This window comes from Pantoea sp. JZ29, assembly GCF_035190385.1.
In the GTDB taxonomy this organism is placed as follows: domain Bacteria; phylum Pseudomonadota; class Gammaproteobacteria; order Enterobacterales; family Enterobacteriaceae; genus Pantoea; species Pantoea stewartii.
This window is the reverse complement of the sequence record NZ_CP045241.1, coordinates 3,055,628-3,072,921: the sequence shown is the minus strand read 5'-3', so window position 1 is coordinate 3,072,921 and position 17,294 is coordinate 3,055,628. Positions and strand designations below refer to the sequence as shown.

12 protein-coding genes are annotated in these 17,294 nt (G+C 56.0%); 6 read left to right on the top strand and 6 right to left on the bottom strand.

Annotated elements, in window-relative coordinates; translation table 11 throughout:
* Positions 1 to 5: 5 nt before the first annotated feature.
* Both ppk2 and GC090_RS14250 read right to left on the bottom strand, forming a co-directional pair.
* Positions 6 to 923, bottom strand: coding sequence for a polyphosphate kinase 2 (gene ppk2, locus GC090_RS14255; protein ID WP_039341492.1), 918 nt, complete (start codon positions 921 to 923; stop codon positions 6 to 8).
* Positions 924 to 937: 14 nt separating this feature from the next.
* Positions 938 to 2,542, bottom strand: a complete 1,605-nt coding sequence (locus tag GC090_RS14250; RefSeq protein ID WP_006118524.1) for an inorganic phosphate transporter — start codon at positions 2,540 to 2,542, stop codon at positions 938 to 940.
* Between the two features lie 162 nt (positions 2,543 to 2,704).
* On the opposite strand from GC090_RS14250, the gene GC090_RS14245 reads away from it, so the two are divergent.
* Positions 2,705 to 3,727: a transporter gene (locus GC090_RS14245; protein WP_033737718.1), complete on the top strand. Its 1,023-nt coding sequence runs from the start codon at positions 2,705 to 2,707 to the stop codon at positions 3,725 to 3,727.
* A 115-nt stretch (positions 3,728 to 3,842) separates the two neighbouring features.
* Here GC090_RS14245 and GC090_RS14240 read toward each other — a convergent pair whose 3' ends face one another.
* Entirely contained in the window at positions 3,843 to 4,982 is a 1,140-nt protein-coding gene (locus tag GC090_RS14240; RefSeq protein WP_033737717.1) for a L,D-transpeptidase family protein, read from the bottom strand.
* A 195-nt stretch (positions 4,983 to 5,177) separates the two neighbouring features.
* On the bottom strand, positions 5,178 to 6,992 hold the full coding sequence (locus GC090_RS14235; RefSeq protein WP_164483077.1) for a glycoside hydrolase family 15 protein: 1,815 nt from the start codon (positions 6,990 to 6,992) through the stop codon (positions 5,178 to 5,180).
* A gap of 156 nt (positions 6,993 to 7,148) precedes the next feature.
* On the opposite strand from GC090_RS14235, the gene GC090_RS14230 reads away from it, so the two are divergent.
* Positions 7,149 to 7,922 (top strand): SDR family oxidoreductase, encoded by a 774-nt coding sequence (locus GC090_RS14230; protein ID WP_033737715.1) that lies wholly within the window; start codon positions 7,149 to 7,151, stop codon positions 7,920 to 7,922.
* On the opposite strand, the gene GC090_RS14225 is transcribed toward GC090_RS14230, so the two are convergent.
* Complete coding sequence (locus GC090_RS14225) at positions 7,916 to 8,494, bottom strand: DedA family protein (RefSeq protein ID WP_033737714.1); 579 nt, start codon at positions 8,492 to 8,494, stop codon at positions 7,916 to 7,918. The two genes, GC090_RS14230 and GC090_RS14225, sit on opposite strands and share 7 nt — an antisense overlap.
* 206 nt (positions 8,495 to 8,700) lie before the next feature.
* Here GC090_RS14225 and GC090_RS14220 point away from each other — a divergent pair, with 206 nt between their 5' ends.
* From GC090_RS14220 to GC090_RS14210, 3 genes are all read left to right on the top strand, one after another.
* Positions 8,701 to 9,288, top strand: coding sequence for a Yip1 family protein (locus GC090_RS14220; protein ID WP_033737713.1), 588 nt, complete (start codon positions 8,701 to 8,703; stop codon positions 9,286 to 9,288).
* A gap of 175 nt (positions 9,289 to 9,463) precedes the next feature.
* Positions 9,464 to 10,411 (top strand): D-alanyl-D-alanine endopeptidase, encoded by a 948-nt coding sequence (gene pbpG / locus GC090_RS14215; RefSeq protein WP_033737712.1) that lies wholly within the window; start codon positions 9,464 to 9,466, stop codon positions 10,409 to 10,411.
* Between the two features lie 134 nt (positions 10,412 to 10,545).
* Positions 10,546 to 12,999: a DUF3772 domain-containing protein gene (locus GC090_RS14210; protein WP_033737711.1), complete on the top strand. Its 2,454-nt coding sequence runs from the start codon at positions 10,546 to 10,548 to the stop codon at positions 12,997 to 12,999.
* A 50-nt stretch (positions 13,000 to 13,049) separates the two neighbouring features.
* On the opposite strand, the gene dld is transcribed toward GC090_RS14210, so the two are convergent.
* The gene (gene dld, locus GC090_RS14205; protein WP_324020166.1) at positions 13,050 to 14,753 is read right to left on the bottom strand and encodes a D-lactate dehydrogenase; all 1,704 of its coding nucleotides are present in this window, start codon (positions 14,751 to 14,753) and stop codon (positions 13,050 to 13,052) included.
* Between the two features lie 151 nt (positions 14,754 to 14,904).
* On the opposite strand from dld, the gene bglX reads away from it, so the two are divergent.
* On the top strand, positions 14,905 to 17,202 hold the full coding sequence (bglX, locus tag GC090_RS14200) for a beta-glucosidase BglX (protein WP_033737709.1): 2,298 nt from the start codon (positions 14,905 to 14,907) through the stop codon (positions 17,200 to 17,202).
* Positions 17,203 to 17,294 lie beyond the last annotated feature (92 nt).

Genomic DNA, 17,294 nt, shown 5'->3' with positions numbered 1-17,294 from the left:
CGCGATCAATACTTTTCTGGCACGATCATATTTTCCGGCACCTCGTTGCGGTGGTAGTCCTGTGAGCGTTCACGCGGCGGCAGAATGATTTCGTCGTGTGGGGCGGCTTCATAAGGCACCTGCTGCAAAAGGTGGCTGATGCAGTTAAGGCGCGCCCGTTTCTTGTCTACGCCCTGAACAACCCACCAGGGGGCTTCCTGAATATGGGTGCGGCTCAGCATCTCTTCTTTTGCTTCCGTGTAATCTTCCCAACGGCGGCGGCTTTCCAGATCCATTGGGCTGAGCTTCCACTGCTTGAGGGGATCGTGGATACGGCTCATGAAGCGCAGTTCCTGCTCCTCGTCCGTGATCGAAAACCAGTACTTAATGATTTGAATCCCGCTGCGGGTCAGCATTTTTTCAAACTCGGGCACGCTGCGATAAAACTCCGCCACGTCGGCATCACTGCAAAATCCCATGACGCGCTCCACGCCTGCCCGGTTGTACCAGCTGCGGTCGAACAGCACCATCTCGCCCGCGGCGGGGAGATGCGCGATATAACGCTGAAAGTACCACTGGGTTTTTTCACGATCGTTGGGCGCGGGCAGCGCAGCCACCCGGCAGGTGCGCGGATTAAGGCGTTGCGTAATGCGCTTAATCACGCCTCCTTTACCGGCCGCATCGCGGCCCTCAAACAGAATGACCAGCCGATGGCCGGTGCGCATTACCCAGTCCTGTAGCTTCACCAGCTCACCCTGCAACTGCAGCAGCTCGCGAAAATAACGACGGCGCCAGGCTTTTTCATCGCTGCCCGTGGGCGCGGCCTCGCTAAAGCGCAGATCGTCGAGCTCCAGCTCCAGCTCTTCGTCGTAGCTGTCATAGAACTCCTGCATTAAACGCTGATTAAAAGCGTCGCGATTGAAACTGTTGTCGTGTGTTGCCATGACAATTCACCTGGTCAGATATGAATGAACAGCCCGTAGAGCAGGGCAGAAAGTAAAATCGAGACCGGCAGCGTCAATATCCAGGCGACGGCAAGATTGCGCAGGGTGGACATCTGCAGGCCAGAGCGGTTCGCCGCCATGGTGCCCGCCACGCCGGATGAGAGCACATGCGTCGTGGAGACCGGCAGACCAAAGGCATCGGCCGCGCCGATGGTCGCCATCGCCACCAGTTCGGCGCTGGCCCCTTGCGCATAGGTCAGATGGGTTTTGCCGATGCGCTCACCCACGGTGACCACAATACGTCGCCAGCCCACCATGGTGCCCAGCCCCAACGCGATTGCCACCACCACCTTCACCCACATCGGAATAAAGCGTGTGGCGCTGTCCAGCTCTGTTTTCACCGCCTTCAGGTTACGTGCCGTCTCATCGGGGAGCGAGACATGGGCGGTTTGCAGGTGCTTGATCGATTCTGCGGCCAGGTACATTTGATTGCGGGTATTGGTCACGGACTGGGCCGGAATATTGTCCATCGAGCCGTAGCGGCGAATCTGGTCGCTGATATCCCGTAACGTCATGCCAAGCGCGGGCAAGACGTTCGGATTGACCGTGTCAGTGCTGACAAAGGCCGTCAACACATTGCGTGAATCCGGGGCGGGCGTGGCGGCCGGTTGAATATGCAGTAACTGGCGCGCCGTCACGTCACTCAGTGCGGCAACGCGCGGGATTTGCTCGGGCGGAAGTGAACGGTTCAGTGCATAGGCGATGGGCATGGTGCCGACCAGGATCAGCATGATGAGTCCCATCCCTTTCTGCCCGTCATTCGACCCGTGAGCAAAGGAGACGCCGGTGCAGGTCAGAATCAGCAGGCCACGAATCCAGACCGGCGGCGGCTCGTTGCTGTGCGGGGCTTCGTACAACTGGCGGTTACGAATCAACAGCTTCATGGCCCACAGCAGCAGGGCGGCGCAGACGAAGCCCACGACGGGCGAGAGCAGTAAGGCATAGCCGACCTTCAGCGCCTGATCCCAGTCAACGCCACTCAGGCCACTGCGACCATGCAACATCGCATTCGCCACACCCACGCCAATAATCGAGCCAATTAAAGTATGTGACGACGACGAGGGCAGGCCAAAGTACCAGGTGCCCAGATTCCAGATAATCGCCGAGAACAGCAGGGCGTAAATCATGGCAAAGCCGTTGCCGCTGCTGGCCTGCAGGATGAGTTCGACGGGCAGAAGCGAAATAATGCCAAACGCGACCACGCCGCTGGAAAGCATCACGCCAAGAAAGTTGCACAGCCCTGACCAGACGACGGCCGCACCGGGCGTCAGCGAATGCGTGTAGATCACCGTAGCGACCGCGTTGGCGGTATCGTGAAACCCGTTAACGAATTCAAAGCCCAGCGCAATCAGCAGCGCCAGGCCGAGCAGAAAGAAAGGCACATAACTGGTGACGGGCGTGTTAGTTTTTTCCACATCGTGAAACAGATTAAATCCGGCAAAGGCCAGACCGGCTATTAACAGGACATAAAAAGCCGTTTTGGTTGCGCGGCTGCCTTTGCCGTTGAAATCGGGACGTCCCTGCGTCGTGCCTGAAGAGGATAAACTGTTTTCGCTCATGCCGTACCTCTTAGCGGATGCAGATGCGGAGTTACATCTGGTTAACGCTGTGTGATACCCGCTTTTTATGACAAAAAAATGATCCAGGCGGCACAGGTCATTTTGCTGTAACAAAACTTCAGCAGGCTGTGGATCTTAATTGATGATGCTGACAGGATTGCCATGGCGACAGACGTTGTTCTCACCCCACAAAAACGTGATTTTGATGATGATGTGGCCGGACTCATCCATGGTTATCGCTTTTCTCCTGATGCCCTCCCTCAACGCCTGAATGCCCGTGAAGCGGTAAAACTCGGTGAACACCCTCCTGAAGAAGGCTTTCTCTGGTTACATATCAATCTGAATCACGCGCGGGCACAGCACTGGGTGCAGGGCCACTTTCAGGTTGATGATGATTTTTTTGACGAGATCCATTCCGCCTCGCCGCGCACCCGGTTAGCGGAACAAAGCAATGCCCTGCTGGCGGTACTGAACGACGTCACGCTGAGCCAGGAAAATCGCAGTACGCAAAATGCGACCCTGTGGATCTGGTGCCGTCATAATCTGGTCGTGAGCGCACGTTATCGCTCGTCAGTGATGATCGAAAAGATGCAGCAGGGGCTGGCGAAGCATAATTTTCCCAGTGCGGAGGCCCTGTTACTTTACCTGCTCGGTGAACAGGAGTTGCAGCTGGAACTGGTGGTGCGTCGCATCAGCCAGGTAGTCGATAACATTGAAGAGCGTTTATTAAGTCCGGCAATCAAGGCCAACCGCAGTGAGCTGGGGCATTACCGGCGCATGCTGCTGCGCATTCAGCGCCTGCTGGCACCCGAACCGGCGGCGCTGTTCCGGTTGCTTAACCGCCCTCCCGCCTGGCTCAACCGCGACACGCTCCGCGAGCTGCGGGCGTTCACGGAAGAATTTAGCGTGGTGCTGAACGACCTGGCCAGCCTGATGGAGCGCATCCGTCTGCTGCAGGAGGAAATTGCAGCACGGTTGATGGAGCAGAGTAACCGGACACTTTATCTGCTGACCGTGATTACGGTGCTTGCACTGCCGATTAACATTGTGGCGGGATTTTTTGGTATGAACGTGGGCGGCATTCCGCTGGCGTCGAACCCGCACGGGTTTTTACTGCTGGTTCTGATCGTCCTGGCCTTCACGCTGCTGGCCGGCTGGCTGAGTTTTCGCCGTCCGTCCAGATAGTGGTGTTGACAGTGGAGCCCGTGACCAATAAAAAAGCCAGCGTGGCTATCGCCAACGCTGGCTTTTCACTGACCTGACGACCGGGCCTGAATGGCTGGCCCGTAACAGGCGAATGTTACTGCGCCGGCTGTGGCTGGGCAGGTTGCGACTGCTGTGGTTGCTCTGGCTGCGGCTGCGAAGGCTGCACAGGTTGAGCCTGTTGCGGCGCGGGCTCTGACTGGACCGCGACCGGGTTAGCAGGCTGCGACATCACTGGCGTCATGGGCTCTTCTTTCGGCTCAGCATCTTCACCTTCGTTGAAGGGAACAGGCGCAGGGGCCACGCTGTTTTCTGGCGCATTAACCTGTACAGGCATACCAGAGCGGTTCTGGATGGCCTTATCAACCTGAGACTGATTCACGCTACCGTCTACCAGTACTTTGCCAACCGCCTGAGTCAGCGTAATCGGCACCAGTTCACGAGAGTTAAACTGCTCTTCCGTGGTCGACAGCGGATTATGCACTTCCATCCAGCGTGAACCGTCTGGCTCAACAGACGCTTTCACCGGCTGGTTGATAAACTGCACGCGCGTGCCAACTGGCACGTGATCGAACAGCCATTTGATATCATCGGCACGCAGGCGGACACAGCCGTGGCTGACGCGCAGGCCGATACCAAAGTTGGCGTTGGTGCCGTGAATGGCGTACAGACGCCCGATGTAGAGCGCATACAGCCCCATTGGGTTATCCGGGCCTGCCGGGAACACAGCCGGCAGATTTTCGCCACGTGATGCATATTCAGCGTGCATCGCTTTGGTGGGCGTCCAGGTCGGGCCATCTTTTTTACGTTGGACGGTTGTGGTCCAGTTCAGCGGCGTATCTTTACCCAGCTCACCAATACCGATAGGCAGAACGACTACGGTTTTCGTGCCTTTCGGGTAGTAATAAAGACGCATTTCAGCACTGTTAATCACGATGCCTTCACGCGGGGCGTCAGGCAGGAGTAACTGCTGAGGGATAATCAGTTTGCTGCCAGGCTTAGGCAGATAAACGTCAACACCCGGATTGGCTTCCAGCATATTGCTGAGGCCCATCTGGAACTGTGCTGCAAAAGCTTCCAGAGGCAGTTTACTGTCCTGAGGAATCGTAATCTCAATGTTTTGCCCGGTCAGACGGCTGTTCGCCGGCGGTAAGGGATAAACAACCGCAAGGGCTGACTGACTGAATGCCGCCAAAGCCAATGCAAGTGAAGCGAACGCGCGAATGCTTTTTTTCATATTTTACAAGTCTTTATCGCCATGTTTCAGGCTTGTCAATGTATCGAACCCATGCTGGTCACTATGACCTGCTGCGCATTATATGTTCATTAAACTGATGTTGTGAATCAGGATTTTTACCGCATCGAAATACTTTACCTGACTTACCTGCGTTATCCGCCTTTGTTCATTAACATTTTGGGCGAAAACCGCCCTCTACGGCTGCCATAACGTGACATCTCCGTTTAGCTTGCGGTTCAGGAAAAAGGCGGCGCTAATCAGGGCGAGATGCGTCAGCGCCTGCGGCATATTGCCTAGTGCCTGGCCGTGGCTGTCGAACTCTTCGGCATATAACCCCAACGGATTAGCGTAGCTCAGTAATTTCTCGAACTCAAAATGGGCTTCGCGTACGCGTCCGGCACGTGCCAGACATTCGACGTACCAGAACGAGCAGGCACCAAATGAACCTTCTCCGCCAGTGAGCCCGTCCGCCGGGGTTTCATGGATGTTATAGCGGCGCACCATCCCATCGCTGACCAGATTCGCCTTGATGGCATCCAGCGTGGCAATCCAGTCAGGATCGGTTGCGCCGACAAAACGCACCAGTGGCATCAGCAGCATGGAGGCATCCAGGTAGTCGCCATGGCGGGTCGAAACAAAATGGCCGCGTTCGCTGTTCCAGAAGTTTTTCCAGATATCGTCGCGAATCTCGCGCCGGGTACGGTCCCACCGCTCATAAGGCATCGGCAGGGAACGTTTCATGCCAAGACGCAGCCCGCGATCCATGGCCACCCAGCACATCAAACGGGAATGCAGGAAGTGCTCCGGTTCACCGCGCATTTCCCAGATGCCCGCATCCGGCTGATGCCAGTTATCACAGAGCCAGTCCAGCATCTCTGAGACATGGTTCCAGCCCCGTTGAGAGATGGCTTCACCATATTTATTGGCAAGGTAAATGGCGTCCATCAGTTCGCCATAGATATCCAGTTGTTTCTGTTGCCAGGCATCGTTGCCTATCCTGACCGGGCAGGAATCGGCATAGCCGGACAGGTTGAGCAGCGACATTTCCTGCAGTTCCGTGCTGCTGTCCAGGCGATACATCACCTGTAAACGCATCTCGTCATGATGGCTGTTTTCCACACAGCGACCAACCCATTCGGTGAAGTGCTTGGCCTCATCCACGTAGCCCAGGCGCATCAGCGCGTACATGCTGAAGGACGCATCGCGTATCCAGGAGGCACGGTAATCCCAGTTACGTTCGCCCCCCAGCTCCTCCGGCAGGCCAAAGGTTGCGGCGGCGGCAATGGAGCCGTGCTGCCAGGAAGTCAGCAGCTTCAGCACCAACGCTGAGCGCTGGACCATTTCCTGCCAGCGGCCACGATAGGTGCTGTGGCAACTCCACTCACGCCAGTAGCTCAGCGTCTCTTCGAAACAGTTCGCGGTCGCCAGTTTTTCAACGTGTGCGTCATTTACGCTGCCGAATTCAAATTCGGCGTGTTCACCCGCTTTTAACTCGAAACTGGCGGTGGCGTTATTACCTTCCAGGGTCATCACGACCGTGGCGGCCAGCCGAAGCGAGGGCTGATCCGTCGCATGAAAATCGATACAACCGCGCTGAATCTCGGCGCGGGTTTCCGCGCGGGCGTAATCATGGCGAGGCGAACAGACCATGTTAAACCGGGCCTGACCCCGCACCATTTTCACCCGGCGGATAATGCGTGGCAGTTTGTCCTGACGATCGCAGATGGGCATGTAGTCAGTAATTTCGGCCACGCCTTCTTCGGCCAGCCAGCGCGTTTGCAGAATATTGGTATCCGGCAGGTAAATTTGTTGCCGACGGGCGTTTTGCCACTCGGGTGCGATTGAAAACAGGCCCGCTTCGTCACTGTCCAGTAAAGCCGAAAACACCGACGGGCTGTCCAGCTCCGGCCAGCAGAGATAGTCGATCGTGCCATCGTTTGCGACCAGTGCACAGGTGCGGAGATCACCTATGACACCATGATCGTCGATCTTGCGTTTAACCTTACTCATCGCGTTCTCCCTGTCAGTGTCTGACTTAACTATAGCCAGGTACCTGCATACCGCTTCGTTCGGGCACAGATCGTTAACCTGGCGAGCCCGTTGTCTGCGTCCGGCACAATTTTCAGCCCGGTATATACTTTTCATACACTTCCAGAGGAGACCGTTATGACAGCACCCCAACGAAAAGTGGCCATTGTGACCGCATCGGATTCGGGCATCGGCAGCCGTTGTGCTGAGATGTTAGCCGAACAGGGCTTTGATATTGGCATCACCTGGCGTTCAGACGAGGAAGGCGCACAGCGGACCGCCCGTCGGGTAGAAGAGACCGGACAACGGGCAGAGACGATTCAGCTCGATCTGGCCGATCCGCCAGAAGGCGGCAAGGTATTGCAGCAGTTGATCGACAAACTGGGCCGTATCGATGTGCTGGTCAACAATGCCGGGGCAAATTTTAAAGCCGACTTTATGGACGTGACCTGGGAAGACTGGCGTAAAACCTTCAGCGTGGATGTCGATGGCGTCTTTATCTGTGGGCAGGTGGCGGCACGTAACATGATCAAACAAGGGCAGGGCGGACGCATCATCAACATCACCTCTGTGCACGAGCATACGCCCCTGCCGGGCTCAGTGGCCTATACCGCGGCAAAACATGCGGCAGGCGGCCTGACCAAATCGATGGCGCTGAGTCTGCTGCCCCACAATATTCTGGTCAATGCGGTCGCCCCGGGGGCGATTGCGACGCCGATGAACAAGATGTCCGACGCGGATGCGCACAACGTAAAAATGCCGGAAATTCCTGCCGGCCGCCCTGGCGATACGCACGAAATTGCCAGTATGGTAGCCTGGCTAAGTTCCGAGTGGGCGACCTATACCACCGGTCAGTCGTTTATTATCGACGGCGGCTTTATGCTGGCCAACCCGCAGTTTAAAGGCTACTGATCGGCCCGGTGATGATTCCAGCGGCGAATCGCCCAGCGCAGCACAAACGCAAAGACCACCGCCGCGCCCAGCCATAGCAGGTGTTTAAAGTGTTGGTCGAGTTTATGCAGCCAGGGGGCGATAATGCCGCCTGCAAAATAGCCGAGCGTAACAAACAGCAGTGCCCAGACAGCCGCCCCGGTGACGTTGAGGAGAAAAAACTTCAGCGGCTTCAGGCGGCTTGCGCCAATAATGATCGGCCCAATAATACGAAAGCCATACATAAAACGTGCGCCAATCACGAACAGGCTGGGACGACGCTTAATCAGGCGGTTCGCCTTCACCACTTTATCCTGATGTTTTTTAAAGCGTCGCAAAATGCGGGTACCAAAACGCCGGCCAATCCAGTAGAGCATCTGATCGCCCACCACGCCGCCCGCCATCGCCGCCAGTACGACGCCACTGTAGTGCAGTAGCCCTTCGTGAGCGGCAACCCCGCCCAGCAGCAAAAACGTTTCGCCCTCGGCAATACAGCCAATAAACAGCGCAAGATAGCCGTACTGCGTAATTAACCCATTGATATCCAAATGCAAGGCTGAACTCCCTGTGTGAAGATTTTTCTTTCAGTCTATACCCGATTTGCCAGGACAGCGGATTAAGACCCCGTAAGCGATCTTTTTTGCCGTTTTTTTGCGCAGAGGCCCCAGAAATTATCCTGCCGATTATACTCAAATGACTGCTGCCCCCTTGTGGAAATGTTAACAGATCGGGTGGCCCAATCGGTCAGAGGAGTAAGCGTATGAACCATGTCTGGGGTTTGTTAGCGCATCCGAACCAGGAAATGCGCACTATCAAGCAAGAGAACGAAACGGTTTCGCACCATTACACTCACCACGTGCTGCTGATGGCCGCTGTGCCGGTGATCTGCGCCATGATTGGCACCACTCAGTCAGGCTGGAACCTGGGAGAAGGGCAATATGTGCAGCTTAATTTGCTGACGGCGTTGGGCCTGGGGATTCTGTTCTATCTGGTGATCCTGGGCGGCGTCGCCGTTATGGGGCGGGTGATTCACTGGATGGCGCGTGACTATCCCCATCGTCCCAGCATGGGGCGCTGCACCGTATTTGCGGGCTATGTCGCTACGCCCCTGTTTTTGAGCGGCCTTGTCGCGCTTTATCCGCTGGTCTGGCTATGTGTGCTGGCGGCAGCGCTGGCGCTCCTGTATACCGGGTATCTGCTGTATGTCGGCATTCCGCTGTTTCTGAATATCGACCGTGACGAAAGTCTGCGTTTTTCCAGTTCAACACTCGCTATTGGTGTGCTGGTCTTCGAAGTGCTACTGGCTCTGACCGTGGTGTTATGGGGCTATGGCCCGCGTCTGTTTTAACCTGCCGTTGCCGCCTACAGGGCGGCAACCTTTTTTTAACGCTCAGAAACAATCTCACCAGGAAAATTCCCTGACTTCAGCGTATGATGCTGCGGCCAGCCCGCGCTCTGCCTGTTCAGGCGTTGGCGGCCTGTGTTTACACAGCGCACAATCTTAACCGGGTCTTTTTTCCACGATGCCTGCAAAAATTCGCTTTTCACTGTTGTCGCTGGCGCTGCTCGTTTCCGGGCAGGTTTTTACCCTTCCAGCACAGGCGACCACCACGTTGTCGCAGATGGCCCCGATTGCTCAGCCGCAAATCGCCTCAGGGAGCGCCCTGATTGTCGATCTGACCAATGGTAAAGTCCTGTTCTCCAGTCACCCGGATCGGGTGCGCCCCATCGCGTCCATCACGAAGTTAATGACGGCCATGGTGGTACTGGATGCGCACCAGCCGATGAACGAGATGGTGAAGGTCGATATCAGCCAGACCCCCGAAATGCGTGGTGTGTTTTCGCGCGTCAAACTGAACAGCGAAATTAGTCGCCGCAGTATGCTGATGCTGGCGCTGATGTCCTCGGAAAACCGCGCGGCAGCCAGTCTGGCTCACGCTTATCCGGGCGGGTACGATGCTTTTATCCGGGCAATGAATGCCAAGGCGCGCGCGCTCGGCATGATGCACACGCATTACGTTGAACCCACGGGCCTCTCTATCAAAAACGTGTCCAGCGCCCAGGATCTGGTGAAGCTGCTGAAAGCGACGCGTGAATATCCGCTTCTGGGTGAGCTCAGCACGACCAAAGAAGAAACCGCCGTGTTTGCCCATCCGAGTTATGCGCTGCCGTTCCGCAATACCAATCACCTGGTGTATAAAAATGGCTGGCATATCCAGTTAACGAAAACGGGTTACACCGATCAGGCGGGGCACTGTCTGGTCATGCGGACGATGATTAAGAACCGCCCGGTCGCGCTGGTGGTACTCGATGCGTTTGGCAAATATACCCATTTCGCTGATGCGAATCGTCTGCGCGACTGGCTTGAAACCGGCAAGGCTGCGCCGGTTCCGGCGGCTGCACTGGCCTATAAAAAACAAAAAGCGGATGAGGTTGCCAGCAACGCAGCCAGTGGGGCCGCTGTAGAGTAATCCTCTGCCGGGGCGCTACGGTTCCCCGGCTGAGATTGATCTGTATTCCTATAGTTTCATGGCAGACGAAAATCTAAACTACCCGCAAATGGCGAGGGTGATTCGCCTGATTACTGTGCCGGAATCTCATTGATATGCTCAAGTTACGTTCATTTAGTGTTCTGATTTTTTTCGCGTTGATGACGCTCGCACCTGCGCTGAGTTTTGCCGACGATGCGACGCAAGCCACGCAGCAAACCGACGACAAACCCAAGGTGGATGCCTCTGTCGAGCTGCCGAAAATGCAGAAGATCCTCGATAAAATTAAAAGCCAGGTCTCCGTTGAAAGCGACGAAAATAAGCTCAGTCGTCTGAATGAGATGGCGCTGGAGTTATCAGGCAATACGGATACGCTTGCGCAGGCGTTACAGCCCGATCGTCAACAACTGGAAGCGCAGCTGGCCGTGCTCGGTCCGGCACCCAAACCGGAAAGCGGCGTCAAAGAGACACCGGACGTGACGCGCAAACGCAGCGCGCTGGAAAGTCAGAAGAGCAAGCTTGACGATCAAATCAAGCAGGCGGAAGGCATTAAAAACAGTGCACTGATGCTCTCCTCACAAATCGTCAATCTGCGCCGCGACCAGCTAAAAAATAAACTCGCCCTGAATTCAGGCAGTATTCTGGGGCCGCGCTTCTGGGCGCCCGTGTTAAGTAGTCAGGATCTGGACGCGGAAAAAATTGGCGATTTTCTCAATGAGCTGAAAGACACGGCCGCACTCTCCTGGGAGCCGGGCTGGCGCATTGGCACGGTTGGCTGGTTGCTGGCCGCGGTGCTGGTGATGACGCTCGGTCGTCGCTATGGTGAAGAGTTCCTGGCCTGGGTCAGTATCAATAAATTGCCTGAAGGGCGTTTGCGCCGTAGTTTTCTGGCAACTGCCGTGGCGCTGACCAGCCTGGCGGCCGTTGTCCTGACCTTCGTCTTTATTTCGCAGGCCTTTACGCGCCGCGATGAAGTCTCCAGCGATGTGCAGGACTTTATTTACCGTCTGGTCGAACTCAGCGTCTACTGCGGCCTGATTGCCGGGCTGGGTCGTGCCTTTTTATCTACGCGTCGTCCCAGCTGGCGTCTGCCGACGATTTCGAACGAAGTCGCCATCGCGCTTAAACCGTTCCCGCCGATTACGGCCCTGCTGGTGTTTATCTTTCAGATGGTCGAGTCCTTTAACTACACCGTCGGCACCAGCCTGAATACCAGTATTTTTGCCAACGGCCTGACGGCATTACTTATCGGCACTACGGCACTGGCGATCAGCATGCGCACCAAGCGCGTTCGTCGTCGCCTGGCGCAGTCGGGTACGCCGCCGGAAGCGCGTTCTACCCTGGTTGGATTGATTCAGATGGCGCTGACGATCACCGCGCTGACCATCCTGGCCTCGCTGGTGATCGGCTACGTCACGCTGGCGCGTTTTCTCAGCTATGAGCTGGTGTGGTGCGGCATTTTGTTTGGCTCATTTTATATTCTCAGTCATCTGGTCAACGACGGCTGTGAGAGTCTGTTCTCGATCAGTAACACGACAGGTAAACGCATCCAGAGTTCACTGAACATTGATGAACGTCATCTGCAGCAGGTGGCGACCATTCTGGCGGCGATAGGTAAAACGTTCCTGGTGCTGTTTGTGGCGCTGGCGCTGCTCAACGGCACCTTTGCCTCGTCCACGCCGATTGAGTTGTTGCAGAAGGCCATCGAATTCTGGGGCGGTAAAGGCCTGGAGTCGCTGAATATCGTTCCGGCGCACCTGGTTAATGCATTGCTGTGCCTGATTGTCGGGATTTACGTCTTGCGTTCAGTGCGGCGCTGGCTGGACAACGACTTCCTGCCCAAAACCACCATGGACAGCGGGATGCGGGTGTCCCTGGTGACGCTGTTCAGTAACGTGGGCTATGTGCTGATTATCCTGCTGACCCTGTCGATTATGGGGCTGCAATGGAACAAGCTGGCCTGGATCGTCAGTGCATTATCCGTCGGTATCGGTTTCGGCTTACAGGAGATCGTTAAGAACTTTATTTCGGGTCTGATTCTGCTGACTGAGCGCCCGGTGAAAGTGGGCGATCTGGTAACGATCAGCGGCGTGGAAGGGGATATTCGTCGTATCAACGTGCGTGCGACGGAAATTCAGCTGGGCGATAAATCTACGGTGATCGTGCCTAACTCGCAGTTTATTTCTCAGAACGTCCGTAACGCGACCATGGGTAACGCGCAGGGCGTGGTGACGATTACCCTGACGTTCCCGCTCAATATTGACCCCGTGCAGGTACGTGAAATTCTGCTTAAGGTGTATGAAGAGAATGAGCGCATTCTGGAGACGCCGGAACCGTCAGTGTCGTTTAAAGATCTTACCGCGCAGGGCATAGTACTCAGCGTAACCGGTAACGTGGCCAGCCAGCGCCAGATTGCAGGCGCAAAAAGCGATCTGCTGTTTGATATTCTGACGCGATTACGTAAAGAAGGGATCGTCCTGTCGACGCCGCAGACCATGATTATCGAACGTCGCCAGCTGCTGGCCTCGGATGTCAGCGATGACGTAACGGTCACAGAGCAACCGCGTTAATGAAACAGGCAGCCCTATGGCTGCCTGTTTTTTCATGGCCTTTTGAGGCGTCAGGGCTGCCTGACCGCCCAGCCTTTCAGCTTACTGGTTTTGCCAATACCCGGGTTAAAGCTGTTGGTCGGATCGAGCTGACGATAGAACGCGGCCAGCTGCGGCTGGGCCTGATAGAGATGGCCGACGTTATGCTCTGCCGGATACTCCGCGCCGCGCGTCTTCAGAATCGCCAGCATTTGCGCTTTCAGGGCATGGACATCCACCCCTTTTTTAACGATGTAGTCCTGATGGAAGACATGGCAGAAAAAATGGCCGTAATACAGCTGATGACTGAGTGACTGCGTTATCCCGGCAGGCAGGGTTTCGAACCAGTCTCTGTCATTGCGGCGCAGCGCAATATCCAGCGCCAGAATATCTTCCACCTCTGTGGCGTGAACGGCGTGATAACGCACTGCCGCACCGGCAGCGGCAAAGCGGTGCAGGAAAGCGTGCGCGCCTTCTTTGCCTTCGCACTCAAAAAACTCTCCGCCACCTTCACGGAAAAACTCCCGCAGGTAGTTGCGCGCCTCTTCGACGCCGTCACCCGACATTTTCAGCATTAAATGATGCTGGTATTTATCGCGATACTGCTTCATGCGTTTCGGCAGATGCGCCGGAAACAGGCGACTCAGCCGTTGCAGCAGCCGGTCAGTCAGATGCGGTTTTATGAAAGACAGTTTATTAAGCCAGCCGTCAACCCGACCTTTAAGCGTAAAAAACAGGGGCATCTTGTCGGTGCCCAGCTTGTCAATCATCAGGAATGTATCTTTGCCGTACACTTCGGCGATATCGTAGATATCCCGGTGCATATATTCCGCGGCAACGGGCAGGTTTTTAAAATGGGCCAGCATATGGCAGCGCAGGTCGCTGAGCACGGCGGCATCGTTAGTGCCGATATAGAACACCTGCTGCTGCGGTTCCTGCTCAAATGTGTCCAGGCGTACCGCGAAAACCGCCAGCTTGCCTGCGCAGCCGGACGCTTCAAACAGACGACGGGCATCCGCGTTAAAACGGGCGGGCGTATCGGCATTCACATCGCGCACGCGGTCAGCATAATCATGATCGGACGCGTGACGGCCATCATGCAGGACATCGTCCGGCTGCCAGCGATCGTCATCCAGGCGTCCCAGAATCTCTTCCGGCGAGGTGCCCAGGTCAATGCCCAGATGATTGACCAGCTTCAGTTGCCCCTGGGCATCAATCTGAGCAAACAGCGCCATTTCACTGTAGGCCGGGCCGCGTTTGATCAGCGAGCCGCCAGAGTTATTACAGATGCCACCCAGCACCGACGCACCAATACAGGAAGATCCAATCACCGAGTGCGGCTCACGGCCCAGCGGCTTCAGGACCTTTTCCAGTTGATACAGGGTACTGCCCGGAAAGGCCAGGACCTGTCGGCCCTTATCGATGAGCTGTAGCTTATCCAGCTTCAGTGTGCTGATAATCACCAACGGACGATCGTAGTCGTCGCCCTGTGGCGTCGAGCCTTCGGTCAGGCCGGTATTGGCCGCCTGCATCAAAATGATTGCATCCGCAGCGACCAGCGTTTGCAGTACGCGCCACAGCTCCAGCAGCGTAGCCGGAAACACCACGGCCAGCGCCTCGCCTTCACCAGAACGAAAGCCTTTACGATAGCGAGCCGTGTGCGCGGCCTCAGTCAGAACGTTACTTGTGCCAACCAGACGGCGCAGATCGGCAATCAGGACAGACGATGTCATCATGGGCAATTCCCTTGTCGTATGCATGCGTCCTTACTGTAGCACGTCAGTTGCGTCGGGCGCAGTGTGATAGCCGCAGGCGACATGCTATGCTCTGATGATGCCATCCTGCATTTAGTCGATATTGCGCAGTTACTTAAGAGAACCCAACCCGATGAAATGGATTTGCGCTGTTAGCCTCGCTGTTTCCCTTGCGCTGCAACCTGCACTGGCCGGGGAGCCCACCGTTCAGCATCCGATGACCGAAAAGGCGCGTGATGCCTACGTCAATAATCTGCTTAAAAAGATGACGCTGGATGAGAAAATTGGCCAGTTGCGTTTAATTAGCGTGGGACCGGATACGCCAAAAGAAGCCGTGCGTGAGATGATCCACAAGGGGCAGGTGGGCGCGATTTTTAATACAGTTACGCGCCCGGATATCCGGGCGATGCAGGATCAGGTGATGCAGCTCAGCCGGCTGAAAATTCCGCTGTTTTTCGCCTATGACGTCGTGCACGGTCAGCGGACGATTTTCCCGATTCCGCTGGCGTTAGCCTCCAGCTGGGATCTGGATGCCGTTAAAGAGGTTGGGCGCATTTCAGCTTATGAAGCGGCAGACGATGGGTTAAATATGACCTGGGCGCCGATGGTTGACGTCAGCCGGGAGCCGCGCTGGGGACGCGTGTCCGAAGGCTTCGGCGAGGACACCTATTTAACGTCCGAAATGGGGCGCACCATGGTGAAGGCGATGCAGGGCAAAAGCCCGGCAGACCGCTACAACATTATGACCAGCGTAAAGCACTTTGCGCTGTACGGCGCGGTTGAAGGCGGACGGGATTACAACACCGTGGACATGAGTCCGCAACGCATGTTCCAGGACTATCTGCCGCCGTATAAAGCCTCTCTGGATGCCGGCAGCGGCGGCGTCATGGTGGCACTCAACTCCATTAATGGTGTGCCCGCCACGGCCGACAGCTGGCTGCTGAAAGATCTGCTGCGTCGTGACTGGAAATTTAAAGGGATCACCATCAGCGACCACGGTGCGATCAAAGAGTTGATTAAACATGGCGTGGCGAGCGATCCTCAGGATGCGGTGCGTATTGCCCTCAAATCCGGTGTCGATATGAGTATGAGCGATGAATATTACAGCAAATACTTACCGGACCTGGTGAAACGCGGCATTGTCAGTCGGGCGGAAATCGACGATGCGGCGCGCCACGTGCTTAACGTGAAATACGACATGGGGCTGTTTAACGATCCCTATAGTCATCTGGGGCCGAAAGAGAGCGATCCCCAGGACACCAATGCGGAAAGCCGCCTGCATCGTCCCGAAGCCCGGGATGTGGCACGCAAAAGTATGGTGCTGCTGAAAAACCGCCTGAATACGTTACCGCTGAAAAAATCCGGCACCATTGCCTTGATCGGGCCGCTGGCAGACAGCCAGCGCGATATCATGGGCAGCTGGTCAGCGGCAGGTGTCGCGAAACAGTCTGTTTCGCTGTTGCAGGGGATGCAAAATGCGACGCAGGGTAAAGCGACGCTGCTGTATGCCAAAGGATCCAATGTGTCAGACAACAAAGGTATTCAGGACTTCCTGAATATGTATGAACCTGCCATCGTCGTCGATCCGCGCTCCGCACAGGCCATGATCGATGAGGCGGTAGAGAAGGCAAAACAGGCAGATGTCGTCGTGGCCGCCGTGGGGGAAGCGCAGGGCATGGCGCACGAAGCGTCCAGCCGTAGCGATCTGATGATTCCACCTGCGCAGCAAAAATTACTGGCTGCGCTGAAGGCAACAGGCAAGCCGCTGGTCATCGTACTGATGAACGGTCGTCCATTGGCGCTGGTCAACGAAGATCGTATGGCCGATGCCATGCTGGAAACCTGGTTCAGCGGGACAGAAGGGGGCAATGCCATTGCGGATGTGCTGTTTGGCGATTACAACCCGTCCGGCAAGCTGCCGATGTCCTTCCCGCGTTCCGTGGGACAAATTCCCATCTATTACAACCATCTGCCGACCGGCCGGCCTTATAACTTTGCCAAGCCAAACAAGTACACGTCCCATTATTACGATGCGGAAAATGGCCCGCTCTATCCGTTTGGTTACGGCCTGAGCTATACCACGTTTACCGTGTCGCCGGTGACGCTGTCCGCTGAAACCATGCCGCATAACGGCAGTGTTGAAGCCAGCGTGACCGTAACAAACAGCGGTAAAGTTGACGGGGCCACGGTCGTCCAGCTGTACCTGAACGATCCGGTAGCCAGCATGAGCCGGCCGGTAAAAGAGCTGCACGGGTTCAAACGGATCATGCTTAAAGCCGGGGAGTCGCAGAAAGTGACCTTCAGGATTGACGTTGATGCACTGAAATTCTGGAATCAGCAGATGAAACACGTTGCTGAACCGGGCAAATTTAACGTCATGATTGGTCTGGACTCAGTACGCACCCAGAACGCCCAGTTTACCTATCAGTAAGCCCCGGCACGAACCGCGCGTCCGGTTCGTGCTGATTAACGCTTCCCCGTTCCGGGGAAGCGCATCCCGTTTCTGCTTCAGCCATCCTGCCC